This window comes from Arthrobacter sp. ISL-5 (assembly GCF_018613835.1).
Lineage (GTDB): Bacteria > Actinomycetota > Actinomycetes > Actinomycetales > Micrococcaceae > Arthrobacter.
Genome location: NZ_JAGGPM010000026.1, coordinates 58,328 through 80,387 on the forward strand (window position 1 = coordinate 58,328; position 22,060 = coordinate 80,387).

17 protein-coding genes and 2 pseudogenes are annotated in these 22,060 nt (G+C 59.1%); 13 read left to right on the top strand and 6 right to left on the bottom strand.

Going from position 1 to position 22,060, the window contains the following annotated elements:
• The first annotated feature begins 28 nt into the window (after positions 1 to 28).
• The 10 genes and pseudogenes from J7I89_RS14350 to J7I89_RS14395 all read left to right on the top strand — a co-directional run.
• Positions 29 to 1,417 (top strand): GMC oxidoreductase, encoded by a 1,389-nt coding sequence (locus tag J7I89_RS14350; protein WP_374102017.1) that lies wholly within the window; start codon positions 29 to 31, stop codon positions 1,415 to 1,417.
• Positions 1,414 to 1,875, top strand: coding sequence for a hypothetical protein (locus J7I89_RS14355; RefSeq protein WP_214971564.1), 462 nt, complete (start codon positions 1,414 to 1,416; stop codon positions 1,873 to 1,875). The genes J7I89_RS14350 and J7I89_RS14355 overlap by 4 nt, the downstream gene beginning before the upstream one ends.
• Positions 1,876 to 2,023: 148 nt before the next feature.
• Positions 2,024 to 2,608: an adenylate kinase gene (locus tag J7I89_RS14360; protein ID WP_214971567.1), complete on the top strand. Its 585-nt coding sequence runs from the start codon at positions 2,024 to 2,026 to the stop codon at positions 2,606 to 2,608.
• Positions 2,609 to 2,931: 323 nt separating this feature from the next.
• Complete coding sequence (locus J7I89_RS14365) at positions 2,932 to 3,093, top strand: hypothetical protein (RefSeq protein ID WP_214971570.1); 162 nt, start codon at positions 2,932 to 2,934, stop codon at positions 3,091 to 3,093.
• Positions 3,094 to 3,446: 353 nt separating this feature from the next.
• Positions 3,447 to 5,648, top strand: a complete 2,202-nt coding sequence (locus J7I89_RS14370) for an FAD-dependent oxidoreductase (RefSeq protein ID WP_214971573.1) — start codon at positions 3,447 to 3,449, stop codon at positions 5,646 to 5,648.
• Positions 5,642 to 6,421: an SDR family NAD(P)-dependent oxidoreductase gene (locus J7I89_RS14375; RefSeq protein ID WP_214971576.1), complete on the top strand. Its 780-nt coding sequence runs from the start codon at positions 5,642 to 5,644 to the stop codon at positions 6,419 to 6,421. The genes J7I89_RS14370 and J7I89_RS14375 overlap by 7 nt, the downstream gene beginning before the upstream one ends.
• Positions 6,422 to 6,450: 29 nt before the next feature.
• Positions 6,451 to 7,299 carry a polysaccharide deacetylase gene (locus J7I89_RS14380; protein ID WP_214971579.1) on the top strand — a complete coding sequence of 283 codons (849 nt, stop codon included), beginning with the start codon at positions 6,451 to 6,453 and terminating at the stop codon, positions 7,297 to 7,299.
• Between the two features lie 31 nt (positions 7,300 to 7,330).
• Positions 7,331 to 8,503: an acyl-CoA dehydrogenase family protein gene (locus J7I89_RS14385; RefSeq protein ID WP_214971581.1), complete on the top strand. Its 1,173-nt coding sequence runs from the start codon at positions 7,331 to 7,333 to the stop codon at positions 8,501 to 8,503.
• 142 nt (positions 8,504 to 8,645) lie between these two features.
• Positions 8,646 to 9,158: a MaoC family dehydratase gene (locus J7I89_RS14390; protein ID WP_214971584.1), complete on the top strand. Its 513-nt coding sequence runs from the start codon at positions 8,646 to 8,648 to the stop codon at positions 9,156 to 9,158.
• A 23-nt stretch (positions 9,159 to 9,181) separates the two neighbouring features.
• Positions 9,182 to 9,298, top strand: a pseudogene (locus J7I89_RS14395) (universal stress protein); the annotation flags it as partial.
• A 1,388-nt stretch (positions 9,299 to 10,686) separates the two neighbouring features.
• Here J7I89_RS14395 and J7I89_RS14405 read toward each other — a convergent pair.
• From J7I89_RS14405 to J7I89_RS14425, 5 genes and pseudogenes are all read right to left on the bottom strand, one after another.
• Positions 10,687 to 10,968: pseudogene (locus J7I89_RS14405) on the bottom strand (recombinase family protein); the annotation flags it as partial.
• Between the two features lie 51 nt (positions 10,969 to 11,019).
• The gene (locus J7I89_RS14410) at positions 11,020 to 11,619 is read right to left on the bottom strand and encodes an adenylate kinase (protein WP_214971605.1); all 600 of its coding nucleotides are present in this window, start codon (positions 11,617 to 11,619) and stop codon (positions 11,020 to 11,022) included.
• Between the two features lie 797 nt (positions 11,620 to 12,416).
• Complete coding sequence (locus J7I89_RS14415; RefSeq protein WP_214971586.1) at positions 12,417 to 12,809, bottom strand: hotdog domain-containing protein; 393 nt, start codon at positions 12,807 to 12,809, stop codon at positions 12,417 to 12,419.
• Positions 12,810 to 13,091: 282 nt separating this feature from the next.
• The gene (locus J7I89_RS14420) at positions 13,092 to 14,414 is read right to left on the bottom strand and encodes an MFS transporter (protein ID WP_214971588.1); all 1,323 of its coding nucleotides are present in this window, start codon (positions 14,412 to 14,414) and stop codon (positions 13,092 to 13,094) included.
• Between the two features lie 110 nt (positions 14,415 to 14,524).
• Complete coding sequence (locus J7I89_RS14425; RefSeq protein ID WP_214971589.1) at positions 14,525 to 15,046, bottom strand: flavin reductase family protein; 522 nt, start codon at positions 15,044 to 15,046, stop codon at positions 14,525 to 14,527.
• A gap of 895 nt (positions 15,047 to 15,941) precedes the next feature.
• Between J7I89_RS14425 and J7I89_RS14430 the strand changes: the two genes are divergently transcribed.
• The 3 genes from J7I89_RS14430 to J7I89_RS14440 all read left to right on the top strand — a co-directional run bounded on the left by J7I89_RS14430 (position 15,942) and on the right by J7I89_RS14440 (position 19,813).
• Positions 15,942 to 17,387, top strand: coding sequence for a 4-hydroxyphenylacetate 3-hydroxylase family protein (locus tag J7I89_RS14430; protein ID WP_214971591.1), 1,446 nt, complete (start codon positions 15,942 to 15,944; stop codon positions 17,385 to 17,387).
• Positions 17,388 to 17,455: 68 nt separating this feature from the next.
• Positions 17,456 to 18,232, top strand: a complete 777-nt coding sequence (locus J7I89_RS14435) for an SDR family NAD(P)-dependent oxidoreductase (protein ID WP_214971593.1) — start codon at positions 17,456 to 17,458, stop codon at positions 18,230 to 18,232.
• 81 nt (positions 18,233 to 18,313) lie between these two features.
• A complete protein-coding gene (locus J7I89_RS14440; RefSeq protein ID WP_214971595.1) occupies positions 18,314 to 19,813 on the top strand; it encodes a class I adenylate-forming enzyme family protein in 1,500 nt (499 codons plus the stop codon).
• A 1,211-nt stretch (positions 19,814 to 21,024) separates the two neighbouring features.
• Here J7I89_RS14440 and J7I89_RS14445 read toward each other — a convergent pair.
• Positions 21,025 to 21,183: a hypothetical protein gene (locus J7I89_RS14445; protein WP_214971597.1), complete on the bottom strand. Its 159-nt coding sequence runs from the start codon at positions 21,181 to 21,183 to the stop codon at positions 21,025 to 21,027.
• Positions 21,184 to 22,060: the final 877 nt, after the last annotated feature.

A 22,060-nucleotide genomic window follows, 5' to 3' on the forward strand; every position in this document is an offset into this window, starting at 1 on the left:
TCAAAGTTCGTGGGACTACCCGTGTGACGTGAGTGAAGCTGACCTCTACCCCATCAACTTCAACGGTGTTGGTGGCAGCACCGTACTTTTCGGTGCTGAATGGCCAAGATTTTTGCCCTCGGATTTCAAAGTGAACAGCCTGTACGGTTTTGCAGATGACTGGCCCTTCACTTACGAAGACCTCCTGCCCTATTACGAGCTTACCGACGAAATGGTGGGCATTTCAGGCCGGCCGGGGGACCCCGCCTACCCGACTTCCGATTCGACCCTGATGCGTGAAGCCCCTATTGGCCGTGTCGGCGTAAAAGCTGCCGAGGGAATGAATAAATTGGGGTGGCACTGGTGGCCGGGCACGCAGGCGATCATCACGAAGAACCAGGGTGACCGCGGCGCATGCGCCCGATGGGGCATGTGCATGCACGGATGCCCTGAAGGGGCCAAAGGCGCTTTCGATGTCGCTATGTGGCCGGCAGCGATAGCAGCGGGCGCCAACATCATCACCGAGGCCCGCGTTCGGGAGATCACAGTCAACGACCGAGGGCTCGCTACCGGAGCCACATGGATAGACGCCGAAGGCAACGAACACCACACAGCAGCATCCGTCGTCATCGTGTGTGGCAATGCTGTAGGTACTGCACGGCTGCTCCAAATGTCGACCTCCAACCTGTTCCCCAACGGAATCGCAAACTCATCCGGATTGGTAGGAAAGAACCTCATGATGCACCCATTCGTTGGCGTCATGGGAATTTACGAGGAAGACCTGCAAAGCTGGATGGGCCCCCTCGGCGCCAGCCTGTACTCACTTCAGTTTGCCGAGACTGACCTGAGCCGCGGCTTCCAGCGCGGAGCCAAATGGTGTGCAATGCCAATTCCTGGACCGATGGACGTACTGGACCGATACAAAGACCTCCCGCTTGAGCAGCGCACCGGAGCAGCTGGCCAACGCCTAGTGGAAAAGGCTCTGGGGCGCTCTTTCGAATGGGCAGCCGGAATCGAAGACATGCCCGACGAAAGTAACCACGTATCGCTCAGCCACGACCTCTTCGATAGCTCGGGCCTTCCGGCACCAAAAATCAACTACCGGCTCTCCGAAGACAGCATTCGCAACCTGAACTGGAACGTAGAGCGCATGCACGAAGCGCACAGGGCAGCTGGCGCGATAGAGACCAAAGAGGTGCCCTGGATGCCAGCCGTAGGTTGGCACATGCTCGGCACAGCACGCTGTGGCACTGATCCGACACGCTCGGTCGTCGACCAATACGGCCGCTCACACGACGTGCCCAACCTTTACATCATGGATGGAAGCGTTTTCGTGACTTCTTCCTCCGTCAACCCGACGTCCACGATCACGGCTTTCGCGGCTCGTGCGACCGAACATCTGATTGAAACCGCCGCAGACCAGGAGGCACCGCTGTGAGCGAGACCGCAAATGTACTGGATGATCCAACACGGACAGGCATAGCTATTGTCTTTGACGTACTGCTCCCCGGCACCGAGAAGCTCCCTGCCGCAACAGCGATTGAAGCTCAGGGGCAACTGCTCGACCGGGTGCTTACTGCGGATCCCACTCTAGAGCCTCTGGTACGAACAGCCGCCACGAGAGCCGCCTCAGAAGGATCTTGCACCTTTGATCAGCTGAAGAGCTGGATGGGCGCCGACCTCGAGCGGCTCGCCTTCGCTTTGCACGCCGCCTATTACATGTCCGGCGACGTACGCTCGCGACTCGGCTACCCAGGGCAGGGGCGCAATCCGGTTTCCATGGCAACTCCAGATCAATTGTGTTCCGACGAACTCATTGCACCTGTGCTCAGCCGAGGTGCGATCTATGTGCCGACACCTACAACAGAGCCGTCCGTGGCAAACGGAAGGCTCTGACACACAGCGCAAGCGCCGCCTGTAACGACGTCGTGAGGTCAAGGACCACCTTGTTTCCGGTGGGGACTACAACGTCGTTGCGCACCTCCTCTATCAACTATCAACGCCGCTACGGCTTTGATTACGCAAAGGTTATGTAATTTTGAGAATGCTAATTATCGGTCCTCCTGGCTCCGGAAAGGGAACCCAGGCGGAGCGGATCTCCCAGCTCCTTGGGGTCGTGCCGATCTCCACCGGAGACATTTTTCGGGCGAACGTGAAGGGGGCGACACCACTCGGCCTCGAAGCCAAAAAGTACATCGACGCCGGTGATTTTGTTCCCGACAGGGTAACCAACAACATGGTGCGCGAGCAGCTAACGGAGTACGACGTGGAAAACGGGTTCCTACTGGACGGCTACCCACGTACCTCAGGCCAGGTGGACTATCTCGACAACATTCTCGCCGATCTGGACCGGAAGTTGGACGTTGTCCTGCAATTGGCAGCCGATGACCAAGAACTGATCCGACGGCTGCTCGGGCGCGCCAAAGACATGGGCAGGAGCGATGACAACGAAGCCGTAATCCGACACCGTTTGGGCCTCTACCATGAGCAGACGGAAGCAGTAGTGGCGAGATACGAGGCCCGCAATATTCTAGCGGTCGTGGATGGGACCGGCGGGGTCGACGAAGTAACAAGGCGTCTGGTGGCAGCAGTCAGTGACGTAATGGCAGCGACCATCCCAGTGTCATAAGCGCTCATCCGAAATAGCTGACCCTATCCGGGGTCTTACATAGCGGCCTTCAACGGTCAGTCATCAACTCGCTTTAACTCCCGGATATCCGCCGCTGCCCTAAAAATCCCTAAGGGAAGGTCACGCCGCTGCGGCGAATACCCAGTAAAACCGGCCGGCCAACGCTAGGGTCACCCGCAAAGCAGTACTCGACACTAAGTCGAGGCCATCACCGCCGAAAGACTGAAGGAGGGCGAACATTGAATCTCACCAGAAACCAGGATCACTCCTTGCGGCAGGCGCCGCCCCTGAACAAGGCAGTTCATGCTTGGGAGGAGCTCCGCATGGGAGAGATGGTGGAGGTCTGGGCTGGTGGCTCCTACGCCTACATGGCCTACATCGACGACCGCTCGAACGACGGGCAGCTCCTCTGGATAATCGAGGACGGAACAGCCACTCGAACCCTGTTCCTTCGGGATGACAACATCACTCTCTACCCCGTTTAGTAGAGTTTCAGCCTCGGTACGCTCGGCAGTAATCCACGCCCTGCTTATGCACATCTCTCAGACTGCACGCCCCAGAAATACGATACGCACCATCCAAAGCAGTGCTGCCTTGACCCTTGGCCCGGCGGGACTGTCCAGCAAGAACACAATGACCAGAAGCTGTGTGCCCGGGAAGAGGCTTCAAGGACCTGAACTTTCTGCCACTCCAATACGCTAAGACTATTGGTAGTTGGCCGTCGTAATCTTTCCCACTCGCTGACCGACAACCTGTAAATCCTCCAGATACAGCCTCACGCGATAATGGCATATTTGGTTATAACACCAGATTCACCCCTAAGAACAGGATTTCCCAGATGGCGCTTTCTGAACGCTACGCAGTGTTGTTTGAGCCTGTACAGGTTGGTCCCAAGACCGCCAAGAACCGGTTCTGGGCCACCCCCCATGCAATTGGTTTCGGAACCGATAAGGCCGGTTCTGCCGCCGGCTACCGGGGCACCCGTGCAGCTGGTGGCTGGGGAGTCGTCTTTACCGAGGCAACCACCATTGCCCCTGAAATGGACAAAACACCGCACGCGATGAGCCGGCTCTGGGACGAAGGCGACGTTCGCAACCTCAGCCACGTCGCGGATGCAATTAAAAAGCACGGAGCACTAGCTGGCATTGAACTGGAATACAACGCTGCTGTCGGCGTGATGACCGAGGGACGAAGTCTGACGCCGCGCAACGTTGTCGCTACGCCAGGCGAATCCGCGCTGGCAGTACCCTACGCCGGAGGCTTGATTGAACTCGACGCTGAAGGCATCGAGGACATCAAGCAGATCTATGTCGCCGCCGCGCTTCGGGCGAAAGACGCCGGCTTTGACCTGATCACCTTTCACTGTGGTCACGCCGCATCAATCCTCGCGCATTTCTTGATTCCCTATTACAACACCCGCACCGACGAGTACGGCGGGTCGTTGGAGAACCGGTCTCGCTTCGCCCGCGAAATGCTCCAGGCCGCCCGGGAAGCGGTGGGTCCCGACGTCGCCATAGGACTCCGCCTCGGCGTGGACACCCTGGATGGGCCCTTCGGTCTCGGTGATCGAGGGATCCAGCACGACCGTGACACCCCGATGTTCATCAAATACTTGGACGATCTGGTGGACTACTGGGATTTCGTGATCGGCGGCTTTGATTGGGCTCAAGACGCCCAGTCCTCACGCACAGTAGGCGAGAACTTCGAGAAGCCCTACGTTGGCGATCTGAAGCAGTACACACAAAAGCCTGTCGTCAATGTCGGACGGCTAAACAGCCCCGACACCATGGTCGACATCATCAACTCCGGTCAGTGTGACTTCATCGGAGCAGCCCGCGCCGCGATCTCAGATCCCTTCCTGCCCGAAAAGGTGCGAACAGGCAATATTGAGAATATCCGAGAGTGCATCGGGTGTAATTTCTGCGTATCCCGCGACATCGGTACCGCCCCCATTGCCTGCACCCAGAACGCAACAACCGGAGAAGAATTCCGCCGCGGCTGGCACCCAGAGGTGTTCACCCAGGCTAAAAACCACGAAAACGATGTCCTCATACTCGGCGCTGGACCAGCAGGCATGGAGTGCGCCATGGTGCTCGGCAAGCGTGGCATGCGCAACGTGCACCTTGTTGATGCCTCATCGGCTATCGGCGGCAGTATCAACTGGGTCTCGAAACTGCCAGGCCGCCACGAGTGGCGCCGGCTCATCGAGTACCGAGAGCACCAACTGAGCAAGCTCAGCAACGTTGAAGTAATTCTAGACACCGCCTTCACCGCAGAAGAGGCGCTCGACTACGGCGCCGGCATCATCGTTGTCGCCACTGGTTCCCATTACCTCCGGGACGGAATCAATCCCTACAACCGCATGCCCTTTGGCCTGGAGACCGTCTTCGGTGACCGACTGCTCACCCCAGAGCAAGTAGTCCGCGACGAAGTCCCGGTCGGCAAGAGGGTCGTAGTAGTCGATTCCGATGGATACTTCATGGGTCCTGGCATCGCAGAACTACTAGCAAAGAACGGGTCCGAAGTCGTTCTTGCCACTAGGGGCGAGCACATCGGGGAGTATCAGCGCTACACCCGCGAAATTACCCACACTGTAAATGATTTGCGTCTCCTGGGCGTCAAAATGCGCTCTGAGACCATAGTTACTCCGGCAGGGGAATCAAGTGTCACCCTCACGTCCCCCTATCATGAGCCCGAAACCGTCGAGTTTGACAATATCGTCCTCGTGGGTACACGCAGCTCGGATAACGGCATCTCGAAAGCGCTGATGGACCGCCGGTCTGAATGGGAAGCCAACGAGATATCAGCAGTCCATAACATCGGAGACTGCGTCCGACCTAACTTCATTGCGGAAGCAATCTTCTCGGGGCACCGATTGGGTCGTGAGATCGACAGCCCGAATCCATCGCTGCCGCTGCCCTTCATCCGAGAACGGCGCATTATCGGCGGCAGCGAGGCCGACTACGAGGTCGGAGCTCGATCGTTGCTGCCTCTCTACTATCAGGCAAGCACCTCAAAGAATTTGGAGACCACATGGTAAACACGGCGCGAAACGTACTGATCACCGGTGCAGGCAGCGGTATCGGCGCTGCAGTTGCGGCAGAATTTTCCAGGAACGGTGATCACGTTCACCTGCTTGATATCTCGGCAGAGCGCCTGGCGACGGTCGCGGCGGAGCTCCCGTCTGAGCGCGTAAGCACCTACACGGTAGACGTCACCGACTACGACGGTGTGGGGACCGTCGTCAGTGCGATTACTGCCCAGGGGAGTATCGACGTGCTGGCAGGTTGCGCCGGTGTGTTCGATGGTCTTGCCGGTATCGAAAATACCAGCCGGGAACTCTGGGATCGGGTCATCGATATCAACCTCACGGGCACCTTCAACGTGGTCAAGCCTGTCGCAACCGAAATGATCAAGCAGAAGTCGGGCAGTATCGTGCTAATCGGCTCTATTGCCGCGTCGCGGGCCCTTCCCGATGGCCTAGCCTATGATGCTTCAAAGGCCGCCCTCGAAGGTATGACCCGTCGACTTGCCGTTGACCTGGGTCCCTACGGCATCAATGCCAACCTGGTTGCCCCAGGCGTCGTCCAGACGAGTATCCGTGCCACCTCTGCAGAGATTCTCGGGCAGATGGTTCCGGACACCAACGTCGGTGTCGGAACCAACCCTGAACTGATGAAAATGCTAATCCCCCTCCAACGAGGTGGGCTGCCGTCTGAGATTGCCGCGACCGTGTTCTTCCTGGCGAGCGAGGGCGCCGCTTACATCAGCGGCGACGTAATCCACGTCGACGGCGGCTGGATCGCGGCCTAAACGGCTGCGCTGACAAGGAGAACCTGCCCATGACGCTCCGACTTCCCGAAGGCAAACGCCTGGCAGTTTCGCTGAGCCCCGACTTTGACGCCCACAGCGTGTGGATCGGGACCTTCCGCACCAGCTCACAAATGTCTCTCTCCCGGGGGGAATTCGGTGCTGAGGTCGGTGCACCTCGTCTGCTCGAGACTTTTGAGCGATACGGGATCACTACCACGTGGTGCATCCCCACACACACCATGCAGACTTTCCCTGGTGCCGTCGCAGCTGTAGCAGAAGCGGGACACGAAATCGCAGCGCACGGTGTCTATCACGAATACGTCCCGAAGCTCGAGCTAGAGGAAGAGCGCCGCCTCATGGAGTTGCAGTTAAGGATGCATGAGGAGCTCATCGGTAGGCGGCCCCGCGGGTACCGCTCTCCAGCGCTTGACATCACCGACCACACACTCGATATTCTGCACGAGTTCGGCATCGAGTGGGACTCTTCGCTGATGGGCCGCGACTTCTACCCTTACCACCCACGCATGGTCACCAGCATTGACCTTGAGCTGGGAAACCAGTTTGGCGCCCCGTCACCGGTGCTTGAATTTCCGGTTTCCTGGGGGCTCGATGATTTCCCCGAACTGGAAATGCTCAAAGGCAACGCTACCCAGCAAGCGAACGAAGTCGTACTGCAGCGGTGGAAAGACGCGTTCGATTTCGCATACCAGCGCTGCCCCGGAGGGATGATGACCTTGACCTTGCACCCGCAAACCATTGGCCGCTCGCACAACCTCCTCATGCTCGAAAAATTTATCGAATACGTACTTGGGCACGACGGCGTCTGGTTTCCCACTATCTCTGAAGCGGCCGACACCTGGGCCGGTTCCGCTGCCTAATCCTGGCAACATAGTTCGCGAAAGGGCGACAATGGCATCACGACACATCACCGCAGGCCTGACAGAAGACCATGTCGCTCTCAGGAACATGGTCAAAGACTTCGTTGATCAGCGAGTAGTTCCTACCGCCAGCGAACGGGAAGAAAAAAATGAGTACCCAGCAGACTTGATTCCGGAACTCGCAGAACTCGGAATGTTCGGCATAACGATCTCAGACGAGTTCGGCGGCTCCGATATGGACTACGTAAGTTACGGACTCATCTTCGAGGAGCTGGCACGCGGCTGGATGGCCTTGGCTAGCCTTGTGTACACCACGAGCTCGGGCGGTTACCTCATCAACAACTTTGGCACCCAGGAGCAAAAGCAGCGATTCCTGCCCGACATCGTCGCAGGCAAAAGAATGAGTGGCATTGCCATCACCGAGCCCTCAACTGGAAGCGATGTTAAGAAGATCAAGCTCACCGCCCGCCGCGAGGGTGAAAACTACATCCTGAACGGATCAAAAATCTTCATCACGCATGCCCGTCATGCTGATCCGCTCGTGGTTCTGGTCAAGACAGACCCCACCATCGAACCAGCCCACCGTGGCGGCCTCAGCCTGATGCTCGTAGAACAAAACACTCCGGGCGTGAGGTACGGAAGTGACTACGACAAGCTCGGGCACCGAGGCCTTGAACTGTGCGAGGTCATTTTCGAAGACGCCGTCGTGCCCCGGTCAAACCTTCTCGGCAGCGAAGAAGGAAAAGGCTTCTACCAAATGATGGGGGCTCTGGACCGCGGACGCATCTACATGGCCGGCGCATCCACTGGTATTGCGCGGGCGAGCCTCGAGCACGCCCTTAGCTACGCAAAGCAGCGGGAAACCTTTGGCAAAGCGATTGGAGAGCACCAGGCTATCCAAATCAAGCTGGCAGATATGGCCACAAAGGTCGAAGCAGCTCGACTGCTGTACATCAATGCGGCTCTCAAAACTGATGTTGACGGACGAGCGAGTGCGGAGTCTGGCATGGCGAAGATCTTCGCAACGGAAATAAGCGTGGAAGTTGCCTACGACGCGATGAGGATCCTCGGAGGGTATGGCTACATCAAGGAGTTCCCCGTCGAACGTTACCTTCGCGATGCACAGCTCATGCCCATCGGCGAGGGGACCAACGAGATCCTTCGAGTCGTATTGGCAAAGCAGCTCCTGAGCGAATCTCCATAGTCCCGCCTGCGTGTCGTGCCAGCTGTATAGAAGACAGCGGACGCGTTGTAGCTGCATCCCCCGTCTTCTCCCCGGTGCCCGATTGCCGCTCGTGATCCGCGGCCGAAATTGAACCAAATAAGTGGAAGGACCTTGTGGCCATATGAGAAACCAGACCATTACGCCACAGCTGCACCAAGCCGTGGGCGTCCCGCTGCAACAGAGATTCTTTGAGGATTATTTCGTAGGGCTGAGCGAAACCCATGGTGCTGAGCTAATCGTAGAATCTGAAGTCCTTGAGTTTGCAGGCCGCTTTGATCCGCAATGGATTCACACGGATCGCAGTGCCGCGACGGCGGGTCCGTTCGGCGGCCTGATCGCCTCCGGGTGGCATACAGCTGCTCTGGTCATGCGAATCATGGTCGATTCCTACATGAACGAGAACGCCAGCCTTGGTGGTATCGGTGTTGATGAATTACGTTGGCCGGCGCCCGCCCGCCCTGGTGACGTCATTACAGCCAGCTTTACTGTGGCGGAAGCCCGTCGTTCCGTAACTAAGCCAGACAGGGGCATTGTTCGCACTGACGTCGCTGCCTTCAGGCAGGGTGGCGCCCCACTTCTGACAATGACAACGATCTCCATGCTCCGATCGCGTCAGACAGTTCCCCCTGCTTAAAGCAGTAACAGATGCACGAACACGACGCCCAGATGATCGTCGTCGGAAACAAGCGGATGCGGGGCCTGGGCCGCGTGCTCGGCAGCGTCGCACACCACGCGCCGTGCAACGTTTTCATCGCAAAGACGGACGAACCATAATACCGGTGCACGAGAAAGTCAGTCTATGAAAACCGCTGTTGACCTACCCATAGCAGATACCGCAATCGACCGCGCCGACATGGAACGCCAGCTCGACGAAGCCGTGGCAACCGCCATAACGCGGGCAATGCAGGAATGACGTCAGGGAATCCTGGTCACCCAGCACGACAGCGGTTCCTTCACGGTCGACCTCAGCGATGCTGTCCCCTTCGGGCTGACCCACGAACACCGGGAACGGGAGACCACCCCAGGGCAGGGCTGATACCGGAACGCCGGCAACAGCCTGTCCCGGGCAACCGTCGGGATTACGGGCGAATTCGCACCGCCCGGGGAGACCATGGTTCGCTGGGCAGTACCGAAACGACACCAGCGGGGAAGTGTTGGACGCCGATGACCTGCTGCAGAGAGTCCGGGACGGCTTGCGTGACGGCGACTTTACCCTGCTGTATCTGTGGATCAGCTTCCGGGCCCGCGGAAGCGGTGGCGGCAGAGCGGAACTGGACGCCGCTTTCCGCGGTCTTCAGCGGCTGGCGGATGAGGAAGCCCTCGTGCTGGGTTCAGTGCTCGCGGAGCTTTACTGTCCCCCAACGATAGGTCCCGTTCGTCCTGAGCCGCGGACACCGTGACGGATGAACCGGGCCTCGAATCCAACCTCTTTGCCCGCCGGCAGCGGGGCGGGCGAGGATCGCTAGATCACCGCGCTAACAGTTTCGGACGGGGCCGGTATCGATGTCCGCACCTGTGACGGCTTCGAGTGGGTAGAGGGCCGCTTCACACCGACTTCCATAGCGCCACATGCCCGCTAAGCATCCGTCGATCGAGACCAGGGTGCAGTCCCGCCGCCGGCGGGTTGATCCTTTATCAGGAGGCAAAGAAGGTGTGGCTTGCCAGCCTAGTTGGCGAGACTGACACCTCTGTTGGCGAGCCGACGAGCAGCGCTGACCGGAAGAACGCGCCTGTCTGAGCAGACCGCGAGCGGCTCTCGTTTGTCACGGGAAGTGGCGAAAACTTCGATTCCAGCGGCGTTTGCGATCGTTCTCGCCACCGCGGCCACGCGGCGGCCAGGTCCGACGCGTCGTGCACGGCCCCCATGACCGATCTGCACCGGCGAAATGCCAGGTAGCTGGCGAAATTCGCCAGATCGTTTGGCAATTCGCCAACTAAGCTGGCAAGCCACAGAAGGCTTTTTCCCACGTCTCCTCGGGGGCATTTTCGAACGCCGATAACGGATATTCCGTCAACCTAAGAGCGCCGGGGTGCCGGTTTTATTCGCAAGGGTCACGGTCACAATGACCAAGTTCAGGGCTTGGGCTTCCATAGGTCCAAGTCTGACCAACGGGCGGGAAAGCCCATGCTCACATATGGTGAGATGAGCTTGGCCAGGTCGAGCCTTCCCTCTGGCGTTCCCCAATGAGGGAACGCTCGAATTCGGCGAAGGCGCCCATGGCGGAGAGCATGAGGTTGGCCATGGGGGAGTCCTCCCCGGTAAAGACCATGCTCTCTTTGACAAACTCCACTCGCACGCCTTTGCGTGTCAGACCCTAGACGAGAGCACCCAGGTCATCGAGGTTGCGGGCGAGCCGGTCCATGCTGTGGATAACGACGGTGTCCCCGTCGCGGGCGAACCGCAGGAGCTCGGCGAGTTGCGGTCTGGCGGTGTCCCTGCCCGTCTGGTCCTACCAATTACTCAGGGCGCAATTTTTGTTGAGCCTGCACCGTCCTCAGTGCTGGCCAGCTACTGGACTCAGACGACCACCTTGTGAAAAGTCAGCGATGCTTTGCAGGACGCGGTCTGTTACTTCATCGATCGGGCCAATACCGTCAACCTGGGTGAGGATGCCGCGTTCGACGTACTTGGCCACCACGGCTTCAGTCTGCTCGTGGTACAGGTCAAGGCGGTGGCGGATGACGGCTTCGTTGTCATCGCTCCGGCCCGTTTCCTTGGCCCGGCCCAGCAGGCGGGACACCAGTTCCTCATCGTCGGCAGTCAGCTGCAGGACGACGTCGAGCTTCTCCTCGCCCGCGGCGAGGATCTCGTCCAGGTAGTCCACCTGTGCCGTCGTGCGGGGGTAACCATCCAGCAGGAAGCCGCTTTCGACGTCGGACTCGCTCAGCCGGCCGCGCACCATCTTGTTCGTGACACTGTCCGGAACGAAGTCCCCGGCGTCCATGTACTTCTTGGCTTCAATGCCAAGTCGCGTCTCGCCCTTCACGTTCGCACGGAAGATGTCGCCGGTGGAGACAGCCACAACGCCCAGGCGCGCTGAAATCCGCTCCGCCTGCGTTCCTTTCCCGGAACCAGGAGGTCCAATAATCAACATTCTCGTCATCGCAAAAGCCCTTCGTAAGTTATGCGTTTCAAACATGGTCTTGCTCCTGTACGGTCCCGAAAGGCACGTGGGAAGTCAGGGACACGGAAAAACGGTCAAAGACATGCCTCGTCACCAGAACGCCCCGTTTGTCCTCCCGACCTTGCCGCCAGGCAGCGTCGACGGCAGTGCCGAGTCCTTCTTCCATCTCCTTTTTGTCCGCGAAGCGGACGTTGGCGATTATCGATACGGATTCTATTGGTTTCCTTTCGGCTACAGGATTTTCAGTAGGCGCGGGGAGGCACGGGAACTGTGGTCGCAGCGCTGTGCGGGTACACGCTTCGCTTCGTTGCAGGGGGAAAGGGCGAAACAAATTCATGGCGTATAGCTCGTGCGGCGGTCCGCGCCGGAAACCCTACCCTGAGTCCGTGAGTACCGATCGGGCTCGGGCCAGCACCGCCAGGTCATCGATGACCTGATGAACCGCTTGGGCGCGAACTGAGGTTGACCTATCTTTTTCGGCCTGTTGCTGCCGCCTTTCAATGGCAAGCACTCGGATTCGTGGGCCGGCATGAAGCGACGTCGTTTCCTGCTGCGTCAAGGGATCAGATAAACCACGTGGAGCTCTCCGGTCGTACCGTTTCCTGGAGACTTCTTCGTCCAATGCTTTCATCCTTTCTTCAGGAGGGCATGTTCGCGTGGGGGCTTTCTCATCCTTATTGCTGGCCGTTGGCACTCCGCTTCCACCGCCGACGGTCGAAGGGCCGAGGGAGGACAGGACAATGGGCCGCAAGAGTGCCGACTGGCCCTTAGGTAGAGGACTCCTTGGCGAACGCGAGTTCGCTCCGCAGGAGGTTTGGGAACGGGGCGGAGGAGAAGTCGCCGTTCGCACCGAGTTCAACCCATACGTGTTTGGTTTCCACCGTTGCAGCAATAACGCCTTTGCTGTTTCCGACACTGCTTGTCCAGGAACTCAGGACGACTAGGGCGTCCTGACGCAGTGGTGCTGGATATGTTGCTGAACAATTTACAACGGGCAAGGCGAAGCCTGAGTCGAAGATCCGGCTCAGGGGGCTGAAGCGTTCAGCGAGCCACTCGGAGAAGCTTTGTTCATGCCAGCGGAATGTGGCGCCACAATAGATCACTCGGGCCGCGGCGGTTATCACCCAGCGAAACATGATACTTCCTGCTGTAAACAGCACGCATGCCTAACTCCCAAACTGGTCGGCTTTTTCTCGGTCCTGCGAAAGGAGCGGCCACGTTACTAACGTGGCCGCTCCTTTAGCCCGCTATCTCACCAGTGAGCGGTGGCACCGGGAATTACGGGGTCCAGTTCGCGGTTCCAGCGCACTTCGGTCATGTCGATCTCCACAGTGGGAGGCGATCACAGCTACTTGATGAAGGACGTGGACTCCACCGAAGTCGGCGCCAAGCCCCCATCAGGGGCGCTGGCGAAGTCACGTGAAAGGGGCGAAAGCCGGACGTTACCTGGTCGGACGATCGAGGGTCTGAGGAGCAGGGTTATGCTTCAGCTTGGCTACCGCGACTGCGCTCACCACCGCTGATCCCATGACTAGCAGCGCGATCGGCATCCAGGAACCGGTGCTCTTGAAAAGTTGGGCGAAAAGCATCGACGAGAATGCCGATCCGAGGACGCCACCGAGTGTAAGCCCCAGAGAAATTCCGGTATAGCGCACTCGCGGTTCAAAACTCTCACACAAGAGTGCAGCGTACGGTCCGTACATGACCCCGTTTGCGACCCCGGCCAAAACGAAGCCCAGGACCAATAAGATTCCGTTCCCTGAACCGAGCATCGCGAAAAAGGGGATCGGTGTCAAAAGGGTCATCCCGTACCCCACGTACATGGTGTTCTTCCGGCCCAGCTTGTCTGACACAGCGCCCGCACCCAGGATGCTCACGAAGTATATGACCGCGAACACGAGTGTGGCCATGAGCAGGGTGTCATACGAGTAGCCGACAGAGTCCTTGCCATACGACATGCCGAACGTGTATGCCGCGTAGAAGTAGAACCCGCAGGGGACGAAGGCCAGCGCGCAGAGCACCAAGCTCATCGTTCGAGTGCGGAAGAGGGTTCCGATCGGAACCTTCGGCTGCGCGTCGTCCTTTTTCAGCTCGATCATTTCTTCGCTCTCGGGGATTCTCGTTCGAATGAAGAGTCCGACGATCACCAGCGCCACACCGATGATGAACGGGACGCGCCATCCCCAGGCCTCGAACGCACTGGAGGGCATGGTGGCCGCCATGGCTACAAAGCACACGGTCGATAGCGACAGACCGAGAGGCATGCCTGCTGACGGGAAGCTTGTGAGGGCGCCCTTCTCCCCCTGCTTTGCGTGCTCATACGTGATAAGCACCGCACCGCCCCACTCCCCTCCGAGCGCAAGTCCCTGTAGCACCCGAAGGAGCATCAGGAGGATCGGTGCCCACACGCCGATTTGGTCATAGCTCGGAACCATTCCGATCCCGAAGGTGCCGAAGCCCATAATACTAAGGGTCACCACCAGCGTGGATTTGCGTCCTATCTTGTCACCGAAGTGCCCGAACAGGGCCGCACCAAAGGGCCGGGCGATAAAACCTACTGCGATTCCGCCGAAGGCGAGGATAGTGCCCACTATTGGATCTTGACTCGGGAAGAATACTTTGTTGAAAACTAGCGCTGCCGCAGTAGCGTATGCGAAGAAGTCGAAGTATTCGATAGTAGTTCCAGTAAGGCTGGCGCTAATCAGCGTAGCCCTACTTGGTTTTTTTGTCTCAATGTTTGTTTGCACGTTTGTTTGCGTGGACATTATGTCCCCACCTCCTAGTTGGCTATGAAAAGGGCGCACTGCAGGAACGGATCTGGGAAAGAGATTCGCGAATTGCGTCTATTAGCGTAGATAACCTGACGGCTGAGAAATCAGTGCAGATCGTCGAGCGCTGTTTGGTCAAGGCGGTGATAGCTGCGCTTGGCGTACAACAGAGGAGCCGTCGGGCTCTCGTTTGTCCACGCGTGAGTGATCCGGCCGACCAGGATGCCGTGAGTGTACTGTGGAATGCACTCTTCGAGCTCGCAAACCAGCGTTGCTACCGCGCAACTCAAAGCGGGGATACTCGAGCCCTCGATGGGCTCGAGGAGGGATGGTTCGATCCGCTTGCTGGCGCCGGGTTTCGCGAGCTGGTTGGCCAGGTCCTCGGATCCTTGGGACAGGAAGTTGATTGCGAAGCGTCCCCGTTCCTGGATCGCCCGGAACGTTTGATTCTGTTGGTTCACCAAGGCAACCAAGGACGGTGGATCGTTGGACAGCGAACAGACCGCGGTCGCTGTCATCCCGTACATATCACCATCAGCGCCTTCCACAGCGATGATAGCGACGGTCGCGGCTACGCGGCCGAAGGCCTTTTGAAAATCAACAGCAAGGCTTTCTGTCGATGAAGTCATCAAGTTAGTAGGTGTCATGAGAAGGTCCGCCCTTACGAAATTGGGGAGAACGCACAGGAGAGTGACGCGTTCTCTTGGTGGACCTTAACCTCGTCGTGACCGCCCAATCAATGAAAGGGCTACACGGGCTCCCGGGATCGTAGTGCACCAAGTGAATTGGGTACGAGATCCGGCATAAGAGGGAAAGGTCGTTGACAGGAACTGGCATTGCTGCGAAATCTTTTTGCCGTCAAAAGTGCAGGCTCGACGGCAAACTGAGTGTTCGCAGTAACGGCCGCACCTCGGGAAGACTTCTTGTTCCGTGCCAAGGGCGTGTGAAGAGTGTCACATGGCTACTATCCCAAACGCAAGACCCTAAAGGAATTAAGTCCTCGATGCCTACAACTTTCGTCGCCCCCTGCCTTGGTCCGAACACAGCATGGCGCGTTGCGCTCTGGACCTCCCGGCGGACAACACCGCTGAATCAGTACGCGACGGACTGGCGCCACGGACCGCTGCGCCAACAGTTCCCTAAGAGCACCAACCTCAACGAGTGCGGGCCCGAAGACCTCGAACATGTCGCCAGGAACTCAACGGACGACCACGCAAACAATGGAGTCGGGCACCCAGCAGAACCCCCGCGTGGTTACTGATGACCACCAAACCGAAGGTGTTGGGCCGCTTTCGTAAGTTCGCCACGCCGTGCGCCGGCGCTCATGACACCATTCGCGGACCCTTGAAAATGTTCCTCATCGGGGGTTGACGTGCTGGCCAACATGTTCCTATGCTGAGTGACATACGTTGTGAAGCCGCTCACGCTTCGGTTTTGCACTTCAATATGTCCCGCACCCCGGTTACTGGTGGCGCCGAGCAGATGTTATTCGACGACTAATCGTTTTTAGGAAGGACGGCTCTTATGCTTCGCACGGGCGCTGAATATTTGGCTTCTCTGCAAGACGGCCGACAGGTCTACGTTGGGGGTGAGCTCGTTGACGACGTCACGACCCACCCTGGATTCGCCGGCCCGGCGAAGACCGTCGCCCGGCTCTTCGACAGGTCCTCCTCGGACCCGTCCCTGACCTATGTGGAACCGGAAACGGGAGAAAGGACCAACCTCAACTTTCTCCGTCCGCGCTCAGCTGAGGATCTCAAATTACGACGACGTCTGCATACCGCTTGGGCGGATGTGAGTAACGGTCTTTTCGGACGCTCACCCGACCACGTGGCCGCGATGGTCACGGGCATGGCGTGCCGCCCAGAGATCACCGGCAACGACCAGTACGCCGAGAACCTCCTCAACTACTGGCGCCACATTCGCGACAATGACCTTTACCTCTCCTTCGCGGTTCTTCCCCCGGCCGGGAGCAAGTCAGGGAAGTCTTCTGCTGTGCAGAACGCCATGCGTGTGATCGATAAGGGCGATGCCGGAGTCACGGTCCGTGGCTTCAAGATGCTCGCCACCGGGGGCGCTCTCTGCGACGAAATCCTGGTAGGTAACGCCCAGCCGCTGCGTCCGGGGGACGAGGCCGTGGCGATCAGCTTCGGCATTAAGGCTAACCATCCTGGGGTGAAGATCCTCTCACGCAAGCCATACGGCGCTCACGCGGTGAGCAACATCGATGACCCGCTCGCTGACTACGATGAGTCGGACGCCGCGATCTACTTCGATGATGTCGTGGTACCATGGGACCGAATCTTCGTTCTCGACGACCCCAAGGCGAGCTACGGCCTTTTCGTTGAGACCCCGGGGCACACGCTCGGCAATGCTCAGGCCCATATTCGTCTGCTGGCCAAGATGCGCTTTATGCTCGCGGCGGCCAAGCGCCTGGCTGAAGCGCTGGACTTCATTGGAAACCCGGCAATACAGGGCGTCTTCGGTTCCCTTGCGGCACGGGTGAAGATGCTTGAGGCCTCTGTGGTTGCCCAAGAGTCTTGCCCCGAGGCGTGGGATCACGGCTTCGTGTCCCAGGATCGCCAGTTCATGTACGCAAACAGCAGCTGGTCCATGGAGTACTTCTCGGAATTCGCCACTGAGATGCGCCGCATGCTGGCCAGCCATGCATTCCAGCAACCGGCTGATGTGAGCGCCTTTGACAACGAATACACGCGCAAGCTCTTCCTGGAGCTTAACCGCACCGACGACTTCGATGTCGCTATGGAGCGCTACCGGCTTATCCGTCTCATGTGGGCAATGGTTGGCTCTGAACTGGCCAGCCGTAGCAATCAGTACGAGCTCTTCTACGCTGGCCCGCCGCACGTCACCCGGACCCGTATGTACGACTACTTCGACTGGTCGTCGGCCGAGGCTCAGGTGGACGCGTTCCTCGCCCAGACCCCGACGGTTCAAGAGCTTGCTGTCTAGGCGGAAGTCGCCGCGGGAGAGCAGTGCGGCAGACCCGATCAGGCATGAGACACCTATAGGAGTGCATGATGGAAAAGGATAATCGACGAGTGGCGCTGGTCACTGGGGGTAATCGGGGCATCGGTCGCGAAGTTGCACGTCAGCTTGCTCAGGAGGGGTTGACGGTTGTTATCGGGTCCCGTGATCTGACTGCCGGCGAGCGTGCAGCCAAGGAGATCCGCGCCCAGGTGGCGAGCGGCGTCCAGGACGGCGCTGACATCTCAGCGGTTCATCTAGACGTGGCTGCGCGGGGAGACGAACCTGGAAACGCGCACAGTGCTGCCGACGAGATCGCGGAGCGCTATGGCCGACTCGACATTTTGATAAACAATGCCGGCCGTATGGTCGAGGTCTATCCCACCAACCTTACGGGTAATGACCTGGAAGCGGCTTTCACAACCAATGTGGCCGGCGTCGCGGAGACCATTCACGCCTGTCTCCCGTTACTCAAGCAGGCCAATGCCCCACGCATCGTGAATGTGTCGAGCACCACCGCGTCGTTGAAGCTCACCACCGAGGATGCAAGCTTCGGCGGCGACCATAGCTTACGGGCTGCGTATTCCACTTCCAAGGCTGCGCTGAACATGCTCACACTGCACTACAACAAGGCCTTTCAGGCCGATGAGTCGCTGGACCACATCAAGATCAATGCGATCACTCCCGGGTACGTCGCCACCGAGATGAACCACGGCCTGGGTGCCCGCACCGTCGAACAGGGTGCTCGCGCCCTGGTTTCGCTGGCACTGAAAGGTGAGGAATCGCCGACCGGGGGCTACTTCAATGAGGACGGCGTGCTGCCCTGGTGACCTTCAGGCGAGTCCGGATCACAATTTACCCTCCGGTGAGGCCCCCTAACCTCGCTGGTTCTTTGAGCGAAGGAAGTGCGTATGAGTAGTTTCGCCGACGATATCCTCTACATGGGACTGACGACGGACCCAGACCGGCATGCGGTCACAGACGGGTTCGGCGACTGGACGTGGCGGGGACTGCAGGAGCAGGTTGTCCAAGCAGAGAAGTACCTCCGTGGTCTTGATCTTCCCAAGCGTTCGCGGGTCGTCTTAGTGGGCCCAGACAGTGTGTGGCACCAGATCATGTTGCTGGCTTGTTCCCGTGCCGAGATGATCTTTGTGCCGGTCAACAACCGGTACACCAGTGCCGATGCTGACCACGTGATGCGGTTGATCAAGCCTGCGGTCGGCCTGCTCCACCCGGACTTTGCATCAATGTTCGCGCATACAGGCGCTCAAACAATGAATGAGAAGATGGGGCCGTTTGACCTCGTTGCCTGGACCGGCGATGCAAAGGACCTGTCCCAGGTCCAAACCCAGCGTACGCCGATCCTGATCACGCTCACCTCCGGTTCTACGGCAGCTCCGAAGCCCGTGCTATACAGCGCCGAGGGCGAGTTGGCGGTTGCTCGTCTCCACGGTGCATTATGGCGGCTCAACTCGAGTGACCTCATGCTCGCGCCCCCCGCATTCTCCTGGATCTATGGGCTCGGAACCTCGAACCTCACCGGGCTTATGTCAGGTTCGAGGGCGCTTATGCTTGAGCGTTTCAGCCCCACGCTCCTCTGTGACCGCGCCGAAGGTCGCGGTGTCACCATCTTCATGGGTGTAGTTACCCACTTCCGGATCCTCGTAGACTACTGCGAGAAAACCGGCAGGCGGCCCTTCGGTCCGGAGTTACGCATGGCCGTCAGCGGCGGAGAACGGCGTGACGAGGTCGCCTTCGCCAAGTTCGAGGAAATGTTCGGTGTCCCCGTCCTAGACCTATACGCCTCCTCGGAGGGACGACCTGGCTTCGGCTACGACCCGTATACTGACCCGCGCCCGGTAACAGGCTCGTGTGGCCGTGTCATCCCCGGGGTCCAAGCAAAAGTTGAAGCTGACGAACATGGGGACCTTGCAGGGGAGCTCCACCTGCGTTCGGCCGGCAACTACATGGGCTACTTCGACCCCGAGCGCCTCGTCAAACCCGAGATCACTCCCACCGACTGGCTGCCGATGGGCGACCGGTTTGAAATCACGGACGACGGCTGGGGCTTCGTGATCGGACGGAGGAAGGACGTGATCATCCGGGGCGGCGCCAACATCTCCCCAGTCGAGGTAGAGAGCGTCATCGCACAGCATCCCAAAGTCACCGGAGTCGCTGTGGTCGGCATCGAGAGCGCTAGCCATGGTGAGTTTGTGGCGGCGGCAGTCGAAGGTGACTTCAGCGGCCTGGAGGACCCCAGTGCTGCCCTTGCCGAACACTGTGAGCAGCAGCTCGCAAAGTTCAAGGTACCCACATACTGGCTGACCGTCGACAGCCTTCCCAGGAACAGCAACGGCAAGCTCGATAAGACTGCGATCAAGAGTCTGTTTGGCACGACCGCACCTGCATGACGTCTACCACGGGAGGGATTGATCATTCCGTCGGCATCCTCTTATCCACATCCCAGGAGGCTTTCTTGGCTCTAAAAAACACTCCGGCCCTACTGGACCCACGCTGAGGTACGTCCACCTGCACACGCCGCCGTTGTCGGTCTTCAGACCGACAACGGCGGCGTGTGCAAACGAGCCCTTCGACGCGGGCCTGGAGAGGACAATCGCCGGTGCCTTTATCCTGAAGATGCATGAAGAGCTAGGGGAATGTCTCCTGATTTGATTGCCGCCTTGACTCCAGATGAGCATGCCCTTTAGCACGACGACCGCAGGGTATCTCGACGTGCTTAGCTTTTTACTTGGCCAGGGACCGCCGATTGCTTGCGGGTGTTGAATCTGTCTTCGTCATCCTTGTCCGCGTTCGTACGCTTCCTTGTTATTACTTGTCAGCCTTGCACCAGCTTCCCTCGCGTATCCGGTTGCCCCCTGGTCTTTCCTCTCAGGATGATGCGTTGGCGCCACAGTCGTGTAGGTTCTGACGCAGATGGCTTTTGATGAGCAGGCTAGTGGCCACGGCATGTTGAGCCTGACACGTCCGCCGGCCGAACCCGCAGCAGTCCCGGTCCCACTGCGATCGCTTGCTAGAAGTTGCGTCCCGGCCGTCCCCATCTGGCCAAGACTCGTTTTGATTTGTCTCAAAGATGCTTGCCCCCGGCCGGGCGCCGTGATGGCCTACGAATCGAGACGCCACAGTGCCCATCAGGGCAGAGAAGTCCGTCGGCAGAGAACATGCACTCCAGCACCAGACCTACGCCTTCCTGGCCGCGGCGCCCGGTAACGTCAATCGGCACAGCGACCTTCCGGCCAGCCGGGTTGATATTTCGAACCGTCCGCTGGATGCAGCGAACATCCGGGGAAAGCAAGGTGGCGGTGAGCGCGGGCTCCTTGCCGGACAGGCATGACCCATGCCCTCCACACTGCTGGCTTCCTCGGTGTGAGGCCGACCGACGAAGCGGTCAAACCATCAGTAGCCCGCTGAGATTGAGGCCGTGCGTCGGTCCAGAACGCGCTCGGTACCGACACCGAGGCCTTGATACAGCCCCGGGCCGAGGGGGTCTGAGACGCCCTACAATCGCGTAGTCCGGCCGGGAACCCTTTGGTATCGACGCACCCAAAGACCAATAGGACCAACAACTCCCACCACCGCGGCCTCGAGCGACCGCCCAGAGGATTCAGCACAAAGTTGTCCGGTTGGAGGCCCGACGACTGGCTACGGCGGTGATCCGGTACGCCACGGCGCCGTACACGAACCGGGCCGCCTCGTCGCAGCTCGTGCAGCAGATGGTGCTCATCAGAACCTGCAGGGTCTTGGCGATGACCGGCGCCCTCATCCTGACCGTGCTCCCACCACGCACGATTCCCTTCCGAGGCCGTCTTGAGTGCAGTGCCCCCCCTCCCGCCGACGTTAGCCCGATCTCAGCATCAGCACTTATCGGGCGCCGCTTCAACCTCCACGGCACCAGGCAGCTGAAGCGGGCCCTGGACGTCACCGCACGGCGGTATCCCCTCGAACGCGGATACCGTCTTGCCCGCCGCAACAGGAGGCAAACTCCGCTGCCTTCAAAGCGGATCATGGCCCCTCAGATATACCGCAACTTCGCCAAACTCACGGCTTGACACCACGGCTACAAGAGTCAGCCTGACCGCGCAGTCGCTTCCCACCAAAGGTGCGCGCTTCATCACGTCCTTGACAAATGCAAATAGAAATCAAATGGCGCATAGGCTCTCAACTTTGCTATCGCCTGCCCATCACCCGGCGTCGACTGCCGTTGACAGGTGTTTGCCGTAGTTGCCCATGACGATGGCTATGGGTTTCCCAGCGCGTGCTGGGAAGGCAGGTCGCGCGGGATGGCGAGGAATTCGATTAGCGCTTGTGGGTCCTGACCTGGCGGTTGAGCCAGTCGGCGGACGCGTCATAGCCTGTGAGTAGATGCCTCATACCACGCAAAGGTTTGTTGGGCGGTCCCCCTACGTGTCAGGCTGGAACGGTACCAACGGCTCATAGCAAGTCCGTTTAATCGCGTGGGGCGAGAGCCAGGAATTCAGTAATCATGTCCAGTCCAGTTTTGAGTGCAGTACGCGAAGATAGTGCTGTGAGTAGTGGTAGTAGTAGTTCCGGACCGCGGGCCGGTGGTCCGCGGCCTCGACGGTCGTTCACCCCGGTCCAGAAGCTCGAGTTTTTGACCGCGTACGAGAACGCGTGCGAGA